Source organism: Streptosporangium sp. LJ11, assembly GCF_051918945.1.
Lineage (GTDB): Bacteria > Actinomycetota > Actinomycetes > Streptosporangiales > Streptosporangiaceae > Streptosporangium.
This window is the reverse complement of sequence record NZ_JBPXMB010000054.1, coordinates 1-14,078: the sequence shown is the minus strand read 5'-3', so window position 1 is coordinate 14,078 and position 14,078 is coordinate 1. Positions and strand designations below refer to the sequence as shown.

Below are 14,078 nucleotides of genomic sequence, written 5' to 3'. Positions count from 1 at the left end.
CTCGACGATGCCAAGATCCCAGATGCGTATGAAAACGACATCCAGGCACACGTAGGACATGAACGGTCACGCCAAAATACCCCCGCGGCGGCACTGCTCGCATCCGTTACCCTCCGATGACCCTGACCTGGGCCTGCGCTTACGTGATCGCCAAGGGTCCGGTCTCCCGCGGGAGAACCGCACAATTGCCCTGGAACCTACGGGCCGGAGATCCCGTCCAATGTGTGCGGCGGGACCCCGCCGCAGGCACTTCATCCACTCGCATCCAATAGAGTCCTTGCCATGAGCCAGCCGGAATCCGCGATCGCGGACGCCCAGGCGGGCGGCCCGAGTAACGGCACCCCCGAGCAGGGGCAAGAGCCGCTGGCCAAGCTCGCCGCGCGCCACGGACTTCGGCGTGCCATCGCACGCCCGAGTCTGCCCGTCTACCTGCGCCAGTTGTGGGACCGACGGCACTTCATCATGACGTACGCCACGTCGCGCAACGTCTCGAAGTACAGCAACTCGGCCCTGGGCCAGCTGTGGCAGGTCATCACGCCACTGCTCAACGCCGCCATCTACTTCCTGATGTTCGGCCTGATCCTCGGCGCGAGCAAGGGCATCGAGAACTACCCGGCCTTCCTCATCACCGGGATGTTCGTCTTCACCTACACCCAGCGCTCGGTGAGCGGCGGCGCCAGGGCGATCTCCGGCAACCTGTCGCTCATCCGCGCCCTGCACTTCCCGCGCGCCGCGCTCCCGCTCGCCTACACGATCCAGGAGTTCCAGCAGCTGCTCATCTCCATGGGCGTGCTGTTCGGGCTGGTGCTGCTCACCAAGGAGCCCATCACCCTGTACTGGCTGCTGATCCCGGTCGCCCTGGCGCTGCAGACCATGTTCAACATCGGCGCGAGCCTGGTGCTCGCCCGGTTCGGCTCCACCGCCCGCGACCTGAACCAGCTGCTGCCCTTCATCATGCGCACCTGGCTCTACGCCTCCGGCGTCTTCTTCTCCATCGAGGACAAGGTCGTGGGCCCCGGCGGCGCCGGCCTCCCCCAGTGGGTCGCCGACATCATGTACTTCAACCCGGCCGCCGCGTACATCGAGCTCATGCGGGACCTGCTCATGCATACCCACGACCCCCGGCCCTACATCTGGGCGGTCTGCGTATTCTGGGCGGTGTTCGCTCTGCTCGGCGGGTTCTGGTACTTCTGGCGAGCCGAGGAGAAGTACGGCCGTGGCTGAGTTGACCGAGGAGCTGTCCCGAGTGAAGGCCGAGGAGCCCGCCGTGCCGAGCACGGACGTCAGGGTGCACCCCAACCCGGAACCCGCCCCCGCGCCCGCCGACGAGCGCGAGGGCACACCCACGGTCATCGTGGACGACCTGCACATCATCTACCGGGTGTACGGCGCGGCCAGCGACACGGAGAAGGGCAACGCCGTCAACGCCCTCATGCGCCTCGTCAAGCGCCAGGGACGGCCGCAGATGAAGGAGGTCCACGCCGTGCGCGGCGTGTCGTTCGTGGCCCGCCACGGCGACGCCATCGGCATCGTCGGCCGCAACGGCTCCGGCAAGTCCACGCTGCTGCGCGCCATCGCCGGGCTCCTGCCCCCGCACTCCGGCGCTGTTTACACCGACGGCCAGCCCTCCCTGCTCGGCGTCAACGCCGCGCTGATGCGCGAGCTCACCGGCGAGCGCAACATCGTGCTCGGCTGTTACGCGATGGGCATGAACCCCGCGCAGGTCAAGGAGAAGTACGACGACATCGTCGACTTCTCCGGCATCGGGGAGTTCGTGCAGTTCCCCATGTCGACCTACTCCTCGGGCATGGGCGCCAGGCTCCGCTTCGCCATCGCCTCGGCCAAGTCCCACGACGTGCTGCTCATCGACGAGGCCCTGGCCACCGGTGACCGCGAGTTCCGGCGCAAGAGCCAGGACCGCATCAAGAAGATGCGCGACGAGGCCGGCACCGTCTTCCTGGTCGCCCACAACCTCGACGTGATCGAGGAGACCTGCAACCGGGTCATCTGGCTGCACAAGGGCAAGATCAGGATGGACGGCGACCCGAAGACGGTCCTCGCCGCCTACAACAAGGTCTGATCGCGCCGCCCGCGACGCGATCCGATCACCACGGCGTCCAATCGCCCGGCCTCTGATCGCTACGGGGCCCGGTGGCAGGGCAGGATGAGGAGCGACCGACAAGACGCTTCCATCGGAGGTGAATCGTGTCCACGCGGCCACCGATTCCGTATGACTTCCTGCCCCAGGTTCCCGCGCTGACCGTCGAGAGCGACGACGTCCGCGACGGCGAACGCATGGCGGAGGCCCACGTGTTCAACGACTGGGGCTCCACCGGCCAGAACGTCTCTCCCCACCTGCGCTGGTCCGGCGCCCCCGAGGGCACCCTCAGCTACGCCGTGACGTGCTTCGACCCCGACGCCCCCACCGGCAGCGGGTTCTGGCACTGGCTGCTGTTCGACATCCCGGCCGACGTGACCGAGCTGCCCGCCGGCGCGGGTGCCGGCGACGGCGGCGTGGGCGTGCACGGACGCAACGACTACAGCCACAACGCCTACGGCGGCGCCGCACCGCCGCCCGGGCCCCCGCACCGCTACATCTTCGCGGTGCACGCCCTCGACGTGGAGAAACTCGGCGTCGACACCGACACCCCGCCCGCCGTGGTGGGCTTCAACATCACCGCCCACACCCTGGCCCGCGGATACGTGACGCCCGAATACCAGAACTAGCGAGTACGGCACGCCCCGGGGGTGGGACACGGGAGGCAATGGACTGACAGCGTGTTCGGTGTTCCGGTATGATTCGAACGTTGTTTCGATCCAAGGAAGCCGTCATGGAGTGGGGGCGCGCGATGCGAGAGCTGTCCACCGCGATCGACCACCTGTCCGTCGAGGACCCGTCAGAGATTCCGCGTCTCCAGCTGACCGAGCAGCTCATCGAGCTGCACTGGCAGATGGCCAGACTCCAGGCCGAGATCGCCCGTCGCACCTCCGTGCGGGGCCCGGGACGCTGAGGCGGTGGGGGGCCGGCCGTGCGCACCGGCCGGCCTCCCCACCGCCCACGACCCCTCACCGGCCTTCACCGTCGCCGTGCGCGATCCACGGGTCCCCGTGCCGCCGGGGGGCGGATCAGGCCGACAGTCGCTGGGGGGCGACGGTGGCGGGCTCGAAGGGGAAACGGTCGGCGAAGACCGGGCGCAGATCGGTGAGCCACACGGCGTTCGGGTCGTATCTCGCGAAGAAGGGGCGGCCGACCAGTTCCGGATCGCGCGCCTGGATGAGGTGGAGCACGAAGACCTTCTGCCCCGCGACCTCGGCGACGCCGTCCAGGCAGACCTTGCCGGGCGTGGCGGACATCGACGGGCCCCGCACGGTGCGGCACAGCCCGGAAACGCTCGCGTAGGCGCCCCTGAAGATCTCGTAGGCCCTGGCGAGCGGCACCGCGAAGTAGTCCTGCGGGCCGGTGTCGCGCTCGACGAACATGTAGTACGGGATCATGCCCATGGTGAGCTGCCTGCGCCACATGGACGACCAGGTCCCGGGGTCGTCGTTGATCGACCGGATCAGCGGCGCCTGCGTCCTGACGACCGCGCCGGTGGCCGTGATCCCCGCGACGGCGGCCTCGACGATCGGGAGGTCCAGCTCCCGGGGATGCGAGAAGTGCGCCATGAAGGCCAGGTTCTTGCCCGCGTCGACCACCGAGGCGAACAGGCGGAGCGTGTCGTCGCTGTCGGGGTCGGAGACGAACCGCTGCGGCCAGTAGGCCAGCGACTTGGTGCCGATGCGGATGGACTCGAGCTGCTCGATGCCGAGCAGCGGCTCCAGATAGCGGCGGAGCACCGGCTCACCCATGATCATGGGGTCCCCGCCGGTGAGCAGCACGCTGGTCACCTCGGGGTGGTCCTTGAGATAGCGGACGAGGGCGTCGACGTCGTCGGAGGCGAACTTCAGGTCGGGCTCCCCGATGAACTGGGCCCACCGGAAGCAGTAGGTGCAGTAGGCGTGGCACGTCTGCCCCTGCTTGGGGAAGAAGAGCACCGTCTCAGGATATTTGTGCTGCATGCCGGGCACCGGCTCGGTGCCGACGCGCGGGACGTTGAGGTCGAGCTGACCGGCGGGGTGCGGGTTGAGCCTCATCCTGACCTTGTTCGCCGCCGCCTGGATCTCGGCGTTCCCCGCGCCGGCCCGCAGCAGGCCCGCCAGCCTGGTGACGTCCGCCTCGGGCAGCATGTCCTCCTGGGGGAAGACCAGCCGATAGATGGGGTCCTCCGGGACGGCCGACCAGTCGATGAGCCGGTCCACCACGTAGGCGTTGGTGCGGAAGGGCAGCACCGTCGCCACCGCTCTGATCCGCAGCCGCTCGTCGTCACCCAGGCCGCCTCTGCGCAGCAGGTCGTCGAGGTGTTTCGCGGTGTAGGCCCGGAACCCGCGTTTGGAAGCTTCGTTCAAGATCACCAATCCCATGTTTCGTTTTTTTGTTCTTGTTGCGGTAAACCTCAGCTGCCTCTCGTGCGTCTTTGACCACTTATATACCGGACGTAAACCCCCCTGTGACCGGTTCCATATCTCGGCGACTTCTTCATGAAACAAGCATCGCGATATATCTTGAATGGTCGTACACTCGCGGTCATGACGTCCTATGACCCCGTCCTGCGCGCCTCAGACGCCGATCGCGACCATGTGGCCGCGGTGCTGGGTGAGGCGTTCGCCGCCGGCCGCCTGACCAGCGTCGAGCACGCCGACCGGCTGGAGGCCGCCTACACCGCCGTCACGACGGACGACCTCGTCCCCCTCACCCGCGACCTGCCCGACATCACCGCGCCCGCCCGCGGGGTCGCCGCCGAGCGGCAGGAGGTCGCCGCCGTCTTCAGCAAGGTCGTGCGCGGCGGACGCTGGATCGCCGGGCGGCACACCGCGCTGCGCGCCACCTTCGGCGCGCTGATCGTCGACCTCTCCGACGCGGTGCTGCCGGGCCGGGAGATCACCCTTGAGGTCAACTCCTACTGCGGCAAGCTGATCGTCAGGGTCCCCCACGACGCCCACGTCATCGACGAGGTCGGCGCGCTGTTCGCCAAGCGCAGCGTCTCCGGCGGCGCGGGCGACGGCGACGGCCCGGTCATCAGGGTCGTCGGCCGGGCCACCTTCGGCAAGATCATCGTCTCGCGGGAGAGAAGCGACTGGAATCTCCCCGGCACTCCCTGATCGGCCCCACGGAACGATCCGGTCCTGAGCCCGCCTACGATGCGGACAAACCATCCCGCACGAGGTGACCGCTTGCCTGAGACCGACGCTCCCGGCGCCATGCCGATCGCCCTGGACGCGATGGGCGGCGACAACGCCCCCGACGAGATCGTGGCGGGAGCCGTGCGGGCGGTACGAGAGCACGGGATCTCCGTCGTGCTCGTCGGCGCCCCCCGCCCTCTGTCCGAGGCGCTCTCCCGGTACGACGCGACCACCGAGATCCCGATCGTCCGCGCCGAGGAGGCCCTGGCCATGGACGAGGGCGCCCTCGCCAGCCTGCGCCGGCCGCGTTCCAGCATCGCCATCGCCTGCCACCTCGTACGCCGGGGCGACGCCTGCGCCGTGGTCTCCGCCGGTTCCACCGCCGGGATCGTGGCCACCGGAAAGCTCAGGCTCCGCGGCCAGCCGGGAGTGCTCAGGCCCGCCATCGCCGTCGCCCTGCCGACCAGGCCCACCCCGACCGTCCTGCTGGACGCCGGGGCGAACGCCGAGGTCAAGCCGGAGATGCTGGTGCAGTTCGCCCACCTCGGCGCCGCCTACGCGGAGACCGCCCTGGGCATCGAGAAGCCCAGGATCGGCCTGCTGACCATCGGCAGCGAACCGGAGAAGGGCAACAAGCTCGTCAAGCGGGCCCACGAGTTACTGTCGGCCGCCCCGGGGCTCGACTTCGCGGGCAACATCGAGGGCCACGACCTGCTCACCCACACCGTGGACGTCATCGTCGCCGACGGCTTCACCGGCAACGTGGCGCTCAAGACCATGGAGGGCAGCGTCCGCTACGCCTTCGCCGAGCTCCGCGAGACGATCAACGAGAGCCGGGCGGCCAGGGTGGGCGGACTGCTGCAGAAGAGGCGCATCAGGGAGCTCTACCGGCGGCTCGACCCCGAGGTTCACGGCGGGGCCGTGCTGCTCGGCCTGAACGGCACCGTGGTCATCGCGCACGGCGCCTCGCACGCCAAGGGGGTGAGTTCCGCCTGCGTGCTCGCGGCCAGACTGGCCCAGGAGGGCGTGGTGAACCGCATCGGCGAGCGTCTCGCCTCCACTCCCCGCCCGCACCGCCTCTGGTGACATCTCGTGCACGCTCCGCCCACCTGTGGTGATATTTCCGGCGTACCGGGTGGCACCTCCCACCGCGTTCTCCGGCCCCGCGTACCCTGAGTCCCAGTCGATCGGCGGGGGGCCGCGTGGAGCAGGTGGCGGAACGGGGGCTGACCGCGGCCGAGGTCGCCGAGCGCGTGGTCGCCGGGCAGGTCAACGACGTCAGGCGCCGGTCGAGCAGGTCGGTCTCGGCGATCGTCAGGGCCAACGTCCTCACCCTTTTCAACGGGGTGATCGGTGCGCTCTGGGTGCTGATCATGATCTTCGGGGAGTGGCAGGACGGGCTCTTCGGACTGGTGATCGTGGCCAACGCGGGCATCGGCATCGTCCAGGAGCTCCGCGCCAAGCGCACCCTCGACCGGCTCGCCATCGTCAACGAGTCCCCGGTCAGGGTCCGCAGGGACGGCGCCGACACCGAGATCCCACCCCGGCAGGTCGTGCTCGGCGATCTCGTCCTGCTCTCCCCCGGCGACCAGTTGCTGGTCGACGGCGAGATGGTGGACGCCGACGGCCTGGAGGCGGACGAGTCGCTGCTCACCGGCGAGGCCGACCCGGTGCACAAGCGTCCCGGCGACGAGGTCCTGTCCGGCAGCTTCGTGGTCGCGGGAAGAGGCTCCTATGTCGCGACCAGGGTCGGCCGCGACGCCTACGCGGCCAGGCTCGCCGAGGAGGCCAGCGCGTTCAGCCTGTCCCACTCGGAGCTGCGCGAAGGCGTCACGCGGTTCATCAAGTACGTGACCTGGCTGGTCATCCCGATCGGTGCCCTGCTCACCTGGAGCCAGGTCAGCAGGCAGACGAGCGTCGGCGAGGCCGTCACCGGCACGGTCGCGGGCATCGTCACCATGATCCCCGAGGGCCTGGTCCTGATGACCAGCATCGCCTTCGCCGTCGGCGTGATCCGGCTGGGCAGGCGCCACTGCCTGGTCCAGGAACTACCCGCGATCGAGATCCTGGCCCGGGTCGACACGCTCTGCCTCGACAAGACCGGCACCCTCACCTCGGGCGGCATGGAACTCGACGAGGTCCGCCCGCTCCGCGACGACCTGCCCGTGCACGAGGCCCTGGCCGCGCTGGCCAACCTCGACCCCGACCCCAACCCCACCGCCCGCGCCGTCCAGGCCCGCTACCCCGACTCGCCCGGCTGGACCGCCACCGCGAAGGTCCCCTTCTCCTCGGCCCGCAAATGGAGCGGCGCCGGGTTCGACGACCACGGCGGCTGGGTCCTGGGCGCCCCCGACGTCCTCCTGCCGCCCGGCACCCCCGCGTACGACGAGGCCGGGGTGCTCGCCGCCACCGGCCTGCGGGTGCTCGCCCTGTGCCGGGTCACCTCGCTGCGCGATCCCGACGACCTCGGCACCGTCGAGGCCGCGGCCGTCGTCGTGCTCAGGCAGCGGATCCGCCCGGACGCGGCCGAGACCCTCGCCTACTTCGCCGGGCAGCACGTCACCGTCAAGGTCATCTCCGGCGACAACCCCGAGTCGGTGTCGGCCATCGCCACCTCCCTGGGCATCCCCGGCGGGGAGCGCGCGGTGGACGCCCGCACCCTGCCGGAGGACGACCCGGAGAAGCTCGCCGAGATCATGGAGGCCAACACCGTCTTCGGCCGGGTCAGCCCGCACCAGAAGCGGCTGTTCGTCGGCGCGCTCCAGTCGCGCGGGCACACGGTCGCGATGACCGGCGACGGCGTGAACGACGTGCTCGCGCTCAAGGACGCCGACCTCGGCGTGGCGATGGGCTCCGGCAGCGGCGCCACCCGGGCGGTCGCCCAGATCGTACTGATGGACGACGGCTTCGCCGGCCTCCCCTCCGTGGTGGGCGAGGGCCGCCGGGTGCTGGCCAACATCGAGCGGGTCGCCGGGCTCTTCCTGACCAAGACCTTCTACGCGATCGTGCTCTCCCTGCTCACCGGGGTCATCGGGCTCGCGTTCCCGTTCGCTCCCCGGCACTCCACGCTGGTCAACGCCCTGACGATCGGCATCCCCGCCTTCTTCCTCGCGCTCGCGCCGAGCAACGAGCGCGCCAGGAGCGGCTTCGTGCCCCGCGTGCTCCGCCTGGCGGTCCCCGCCGGGATCGTCTGCGCCGCCGCCGTCTACCTGTCGTACTGGATCGCCCAGAGCGGGTCCGCCACCCTGGAGGAGAGCCGCACCTCCGCGGTGATCACGCTGTTCGTCGCCGCCTGGTGGGTGCTGGTCCTGGTCGCCCGCCCGTACGTCTGGTGGCGGGTGGTGCTCGTGGCCTCGATGGCCGGGCTGTTCGCGCTCACCCTCGCCGTCCCGTTCGCCCGCGAGTTCTTCGCGCTCACCCTCGGTGGCCCCGCCGCCGGTCTCACCGCGGCCGGGCTCGGCGTCGCCGCCGGGGTCGTGCTGACGGGCGTCTTCATGATCGCGCGATCCCGCCGTACGGAGCCGATCCCGGGTGATATCAAATCGGTTCAGGACCGGCCAGCCGATACCCTTGGAGCATGACCGACCCGCAGCTCGCACTGACCGAGCGCGTCCAGCAGGCACTGGCCGCCGCCTTCGGTGCGGAGTACTCCGACGCAGACCCGCTGATCCGTCCCTCGCAGTTCGCCGACTACCAGGCGAACGTGGCGATGAGCCTGAGCAAGCGACTGCGACGGGCACCGCGGGAGGTCGCCCAGGAGATCGCCGAGCATCTCACCGGGCGGGCCGGAGACGCCCAGGACGACCCGTTCCCCGGCACCGTCGAGGTCAGCGGCCCCGGCTTCCTCAACCTCACCCTCTCCGACGAGTGGATCGCGGCCGGCGCCTCCGAGATCCTGGCCGACCCGCGCACCGGCGTGAGCCTGTCCGCCTCGCCGCAGACCGTCGTGATCGACTACTCCGCGCCCAACGCGGCCAAGGAGATGCACGTCGGCCACCTGCGCACGACGATCGTCGGTGACGCGCTCGCCAGGGTCCACGAGCACCTGGGCCACAAGGTCATCCGGCAGAACCACCTCGGTGACTGGGGCACGCCGTTCGGCATGCTCATCGAGCACCTGCTCGACATCGGCGAGGAGGCCGCCGTCGCCCAGCTGGAGGCCGGCGAGGGCAACCCCTACTACCAGGCCGCCCGTCTGAAGTTCGACACCGACCCCGAGTTCAACAAGCGCGCCCGCAGCCGGGTCGTCACCCTGCAGGCCGAAGAGCCCGAGACGATGCGCCTGTGGCACATCTTCATGAACGCCACGGTCCGTTACTTCAACAAGGTCTACGCCCAGCTCGGTGTGACGCTGACCAACGACGACATCGCCGGCGAGAGCATGTACAACCACGTGCTCGCCCAGGTCTGCGACGAGCTGCAGGAGCGCGGCATCGCCGTCCTCAGCGACGGCGCGCTCTGCGTCTTCCCGCCCGGCTACACCGGCCGCGAGGGCCAGCCGCTGCCCCTGATGATCCGCAAGAGTGACGGCGGCTACGGCTACGGCACCACCGACATGGCCACGATCCGCTACCGGGTCCAGGATCTCAAGGCCGACCGCATCCTCTACGTGATCGGCGTGACCCAGTCGCTGCACATGTCGATGGTGTTCGACTCGGCCAGGCTGGCGGGCTGGCTGCCCGACCACGTCAGGGCCGAGCACATCCAGATCGGCAGCGTGCTGGGCTCCGACGGCAAGATGTTCAAGACCAGGAGCGGGAAGTCCATCAAGCTCGTGGAGCTGCTCGACGAGGCCGAGACCAGGGCCGCCGAGGTGCTCAGGAACAGCGACTACGCCGACGCCGAGCGCACGGAGATCGCGCACGCCGTCGGCATGGGCGCGGTCAAGTACGCCGACCTGTCGGTCAGCCACGACAGCGAGTACGTCTTCGACTTCGACCGCATGCTCGCCCTCACCGGCAACACCGGCCCCTACCTGCAGTACGCCCAGGCCCGCATCCGTTCCATCTTCCGCAAGGGCGGGGTCACCCCGGCCGAGACGACCGGCCCGATCGTGCTGGGTCACCCGGCCGAGCGCGCCCTGGCGCTGCAACTCCTCGGGTTCGGCTCGGTCGTCGAGGAGATGGCGGAGAACTCGGCGCCGCACAAGATGGCCTCCTACCTCTTCGACACCGCGAGCGCCTTCACCACGTTCTTCGAGAACTGCCCGGTGCTGAAGGACGACGTCGACGCGGCCACTCGCGCCTCGCGGCTCGCCCTGTGCGCGCTGACCCTGAAGGTTCTGGAGACCGGCCTGAGCCTTCTCGGCGTCCCGGCACCCGAGCGCATGTAACCTGTCCACCAGATGATCGTCTTTATTGCGAAAATGAAGGCGATCGTCTGGCAAAGTCATGTTCGGCGCGCCTCCCTGCGGGGATGTCCGAAGCGCAATACGCTGGCGCGGTCATCGGTCACAACTTCGGGGAGCTCTCTGCCTTGAGCACGGACCTGACCGCGAACGTGAGCACGGACACCGCGAGCCTGAGCACCGAGCTGACCGTGGGCCTGGGCACGAGCGTGAGCACCGACCTGGCCGCGGCGTTGGAGGCGGATCTGGTCGTAGCGGACACGGATCCGACCGCGGACGTGGACACCGGCCTGACCACGGGCACGAACATCGCGAGCATGGACACCGCGGTCTCGCGCATCGATGTCCCACACGCCGATGCTCCACCCGCCGAGACAGAGCTGCGCCGCTGTGCCGACGCGCTCCTCACCGACCTGGCCGCCGGCATCGTCCCCACCGGCGTACCGGCGGGCCTCGAAGACGTGTCCGGCCACTGGCTGGCTCCGGCCGTCGAGGCGCTCGTGCTGCTCATGCGCGGCGAGGAGTCGCTCGAACCCCTCGCCCGCGCCGCGCAGCGTGACGAGCAGCGGACCGCGCTCTTCCTCTGCCTCGCCCTCGCCGTGGCCGGCCAGGGCGACCGCATCCACGCCTCGTGGCTCGGCACCGCCTTCGGCGAGCTGTCCCTGGACCGCCCGGTGACCCACGGCCAGCGGGCGCTCTGGCTCGCCGCCGCCCGCGGGGCGTACGGCCCGGCAGGCAAGATCTTCGTTCTCCGCAAGCTCGACGCGGTGGCCGCCTCTCCCGCCTCCGAGCCCGACCGGTGGCTGCGCGCGCTGATCCCCGACGAACCCTCCACCGCCGTGTCACCGGCCCTGGCCGGTTTCACGGAGCTCGCCGAACTCCCCGAGCTGGCCGCCCCCGTACACGCCGCAGCCCGGCTGGCCCACCTGCTCGACCGCTGCGCCGCGATCACCTCGGCCCGCGAGAGCAGGGGAGGCGATGGCGCCACCGCCGGGAAGACCGATTCCGTGAGCGGTTCCGCGGCTCGGGCGGCCGGTGGCGCGCTCGATGAGGCGCGCGACCGTACGGAGGGAACAGCCGGTGACCTGGGTGGCCTCGCGCTCGTCACCGCCGCGCAGGCGGACCGTTCCGGCGAGGCGGCCGTCGTGTGGAGCGAGGACGAGCCGCTGACCGTTCTCCGCCAGCTGACGGGTTCCGGCATCCACGAACGACCGATGAGGCCGCTCGCCGTCCACCTGCTCGGCGACCTGCGCCCCGGCTCCCACCCCTACCTGGCCGCGATCGCGTTGCACGTGGCCGCGCCCATCGTGCGGGCCGCGGCCGAGACCCTCGCCGAGACCACCCGGGCCGAGGCACCCGAGTCGGTCACCATGCCGATCCTCGGCCACCAGGTGACGCTCAGGCCCGAGGGCCCGGATCCCGAGTCGATGAGGGCCGCCGAGGAGCGGATCGCCACCGAGGGAGCGCCGGCTCGTAGCCGTCCCTGGGCGGCCTACGTGCTGCTCGCCCTGGCCCCGGTGATCCTGGTGGTCGCGCTCGTCCTTCCCGTCCTCCCTCTCGCGCCGCTCGCACTCCTGCCCGCCGCGGGAGGCGCCTACAGGCTGTGGCGCAGGCGGCAGCGTGAGCGAGCGGACGCCGAATACGTCATCACCCAGCTCGCCGAGCTCAGGGAACTCGCCCAGGGCGCGGTGTGGGCACTGCATGAGTACGCCCACGAGTCTGAGGGCCGGATCAAGACAGCGACCTCCGACCTGGCCGAGCTCACCCGCCTGCTCCGCCGGGGCCCCCGAGCGGGCTGACCGGTCACCGTCGGACACGCGGCCTCGCCATCGGTGCGCGGTCCTTCGCCGAGGCCGGCCTCGCACCCGTACGGATCCGATCGCTCAGGACCCGTACCGGCGAGGCCGTGCCAGGCGTCAACCGTTGGTGATCTCCACCTCGGCGGGGGCCAGCAGGAAGACCTTCTCCGCGATCCGCTCGATGCGCCCCTCGCAGCCGTACGCCAGCCCCGCGACGAAGTCGACCATGCGGGTGGCCTCTGCGGTGCTCATACCGCTGACATCCATGATGACGGTCTGGCCGTCGCGGAAGTGCTGTCCGATGACCGGTGCGTCGTTGTACTTCATCGGTGTCAGCATCACGATCCGCGAGGGCTCGTTCATCGCGCGCCAGCGCTTGGCCGCACGCTCCGAGGCAGACTGCCAGTCTTCCTCTTCGCCCTCGACCTCGTCCTCGTAGTCGTAGGACTCGTCATAATGCTCGGCCCCGCCCAGGCCAAGGTAGCTCGCCACCTTGCGCACTGCCCCCATCGGCTCGTCCTTTCGCCAGGACCACGCCGTATCCGGCCTGTCCCTACACCTTGGACGGTAACCGACGACAAGAAGTTCGCCATGCGACACGCCCAGCGCTTATTTCCACTTTGTACGGCTACCGCACTGGTTTGCCTGATCCCCGACTTTGCCTGATCTCCTGACCCAACTTCAACCGATATCTCCGGCGCCGCTAGCATCGCGTCATGCTCGTCTACACGGTCGATTCGTTTACCGATGAATTTTTCAAGGGTAACCCCGCCGGGGTCTGCGTACTCAGCAATCCGGTCCCTGACACCTGGATGCAGTCCGTGGCGGCGGAGATGAGGCACTCCGAGACAGCCTTCCTGCTCGGAGCGGAGGACGGCGGACCGTACCCGCTCCGTTGGTTCACGCCGGTGACCGAGGTGGCCCTGTGCGGGCATGCGACCCTGGCCGCGGCGCATGTGCTGTATTCCACGGGAACGGTCCCAGAAACCCTCGAATTCTCAACGAAGAGCGGAATCCTGTCCGTGACCAGGGATAAATACGACTTAATCAGCATGGATTTCCCAGCAAAAGTACTCCAAGCGACGATCCCTCCTAGGGGACTGATCGATGCGCTCGGAGTTAAACCTGTTTGGACAGGAAAAAATATTTGGGATTACCTCGTGGAGGTCGAGTCCGAGGACGCCGTGCTCGCCGCCGCCCCTGACTTCCGCGCCCTGGAGGCCGTCGACGCGCGGGGAGTCATCGTGACGGCTCGGGCCTCGCGCCCCGGCGCCGACTACGTGTCCCGGTTCTTCGCTCCCAAGGTTGGAGTCCCTGAGGATCCGGTCACGGGCTCCGCCCACTGCGCGCTCGCGCCGTACTGGTCGGCCAAGCTCGGCTCCGACAGGTTGGTGGGCGCCCAGCTGTCACAGCGTGGGGGCGTGGTCCGCACGGCTGTACGGGGCGACCGGGTCGAACTCGCGGGAAACGCGGTGACCGTTCTTTCCGGCGAGCTCCACGTCTAGGGTTTCGCGTCCTGGGTGTCGTGGTCCCGGTCGACCCGGTAACCGCCGCTTCCACAGAACCCCCGACACCCTTTAACGCGAAAAGGGCCCCCACCTGTGGTGGAGGCCCTTCCCTCTTGAAATCTTGAAAGCCTGAGGGCCCCCACCAACGGTGGAGGCCCTCAAAAGATTGTCCGGCGGTGACCTACTCTCCCACACCGTCCCCGG

General features: G+C 69.4%; 12 protein-coding genes. 10 read left to right on the top strand and 2 right to left on the bottom strand.

Features of this window, described 5'->3' with window-relative positions:
• Window positions 1-282 precede the first annotated feature (282 nt).
• The 4 genes from ACTOQ3_RS42480 (at window position 283) to ACTOQ3_RS42465 (ending at window position 3,011) form a co-directional block, all read left to right on the top strand.
• Window positions 283-1,224: an ABC transporter permease gene (locus ACTOQ3_RS42480; RefSeq protein ID WP_440089682.1), complete on the top strand. Its 942-nt coding sequence runs from the start codon at window positions 283-285 to the stop codon at window positions 1,222-1,224.
• Window positions 1,217-2,080 (top strand): ABC transporter ATP-binding protein, encoded by an 864-nt coding sequence (locus ACTOQ3_RS42475; protein ID WP_350977587.1) that lies wholly within the window; start codon window positions 1,217-1,219, stop codon window positions 2,078-2,080. The genes ACTOQ3_RS42480 and ACTOQ3_RS42475 overlap by 8 nt, the downstream gene beginning before the upstream one ends.
• A gap of 125 nt (window positions 2,081-2,205) precedes the next feature.
• Window positions 2,206-2,727 carry a YbhB/YbcL family Raf kinase inhibitor-like protein gene (locus ACTOQ3_RS42470; RefSeq protein WP_440089680.1) on the top strand — a complete coding sequence of 174 codons (522 nt, stop codon included), beginning with the start codon at window positions 2,206-2,208 and terminating at the stop codon, window positions 2,725-2,727.
• 104 nt (window positions 2,728-2,831) lie between these two features.
• Window positions 2,832-3,011 (top strand): hypothetical protein, encoded by a 180-nt coding sequence (locus ACTOQ3_RS42465; protein WP_329086969.1) that lies wholly within the window; start codon window positions 2,832-2,834, stop codon window positions 3,009-3,011.
• A 115-nt stretch (window positions 3,012-3,126) separates the two neighbouring features.
• On the opposite strand, the gene ACTOQ3_RS42460 is transcribed toward ACTOQ3_RS42465, so the two are convergent.
• Window positions 3,127-4,461, bottom strand: coding sequence for a KamA family radical SAM protein (locus ACTOQ3_RS42460; RefSeq protein WP_440089678.1), 1,335 nt, complete (start codon window positions 4,459-4,461; stop codon window positions 3,127-3,129).
• 165 nt (window positions 4,462-4,626) lie between these two features.
• Here ACTOQ3_RS42460 and ACTOQ3_RS42455 point away from each other — a divergent pair, with 165 nt between their 5' ends.
• The 5 genes from ACTOQ3_RS42455 (at window position 4,627) to ACTOQ3_RS42435 (ending at window position 12,366) form a co-directional block, all read left to right on the top strand.
• Window positions 4,627-5,199 (top strand): DUF1707 SHOCT-like domain-containing protein, encoded by a 573-nt coding sequence (locus ACTOQ3_RS42455; protein ID WP_440089676.1) that lies wholly within the window; start codon window positions 4,627-4,629, stop codon window positions 5,197-5,199.
• Between the two features lie 72 nt (window positions 5,200-5,271).
• Window positions 5,272-6,306: a phosphate acyltransferase PlsX gene (plsX, locus tag ACTOQ3_RS42450; protein ID WP_440089674.1), complete on the top strand. Its 1,035-nt coding sequence runs from the start codon at window positions 5,272-5,274 to the stop codon at window positions 6,304-6,306.
• A 116-nt stretch (window positions 6,307-6,422) separates the two neighbouring features.
• The gene (locus ACTOQ3_RS42445; protein WP_440089673.1) at window positions 6,423-8,801 is read left to right on the top strand and encodes an HAD-IC family P-type ATPase; all 2,379 of its coding nucleotides are present in this window, start codon (window positions 6,423-6,425) and stop codon (window positions 8,799-8,801) included.
• On the top strand, window positions 8,798-10,552 hold the full coding sequence (gene argS / locus ACTOQ3_RS42440; RefSeq protein WP_440089671.1) for an arginine--tRNA ligase: 1,755 nt from the start codon (window positions 8,798-8,800) through the stop codon (window positions 10,550-10,552). The genes ACTOQ3_RS42445 and argS overlap by 4 nt, the downstream gene beginning before the upstream one ends.
• Window positions 10,553-10,695: 143 nt before the next feature.
• Window positions 10,696-12,366, top strand: coding sequence for a hypothetical protein (locus ACTOQ3_RS42435; RefSeq protein ID WP_440089670.1), 1,671 nt, complete (start codon window positions 10,696-10,698; stop codon window positions 12,364-12,366).
• Between the two features lie 117 nt (window positions 12,367-12,483).
• Here ACTOQ3_RS42435 and ACTOQ3_RS42430 read toward each other — a convergent pair whose 3' ends face one another.
• Window positions 12,484-12,876, bottom strand: a complete 393-nt coding sequence (locus ACTOQ3_RS42430; protein ID WP_329086981.1) for a cell division protein SepF — start codon at window positions 12,874-12,876, stop codon at window positions 12,484-12,486.
• A gap of 206 nt (window positions 12,877-13,082) precedes the next feature.
• Between ACTOQ3_RS42430 and ACTOQ3_RS42425 the strand changes: the two genes are divergently transcribed.
• The gene (locus tag ACTOQ3_RS42425) at window positions 13,083-13,871 is read left to right on the top strand and encodes a PhzF family phenazine biosynthesis protein (protein WP_440089668.1); all 789 of its coding nucleotides are present in this window, start codon (window positions 13,083-13,085) and stop codon (window positions 13,869-13,871) included.
• The last annotated feature ends 207 nt before the right edge of the window (window positions 13,872-14,078 follow it).

Coding starts and splice junctions, on each gene's coding strand:
- ACTOQ3_RS42425 (WP_440089668.1), top strand. CDS start 13,083: ATGCTCGTCTACACGGTCGATTCGTTTACCGATGAATTTTTCAAGGGT.
- argS (WP_440089671.1), top strand. CDS start 8,798: ATGACCGACCCGCAGCTCGCACTGACCGAGCGCGTCCAGCAGGCACTG.
- ACTOQ3_RS42460 (WP_440089678.1), bottom strand. CDS start 4,461: ATGGGATTGGTGATCTTGAACGAAGCTTCCAAACGCGGGTTCCGGGCC.
- ACTOQ3_RS42455 (WP_440089676.1), top strand. CDS start 4,627: ATGACGTCCTATGACCCCGTCCTGCGCGCCTCAGACGCCGATCGCGAC.
- ACTOQ3_RS42465 (WP_329086969.1), top strand. CDS start 2,832: ATGGAGTGGGGGCGCGCGATGCGAGAGCTGTCCACCGCGATCGACCAC.
- ACTOQ3_RS42480 (WP_440089682.1), top strand. CDS start 283: ATGAGCCAGCCGGAATCCGCGATCGCGGACGCCCAGGCGGGCGGCCCG.
- ACTOQ3_RS42430 (WP_329086981.1), bottom strand. CDS start 12,876: ATGGGGGCAGTGCGCAAGGTGGCGAGCTACCTTGGCCTGGGCGGGGCC.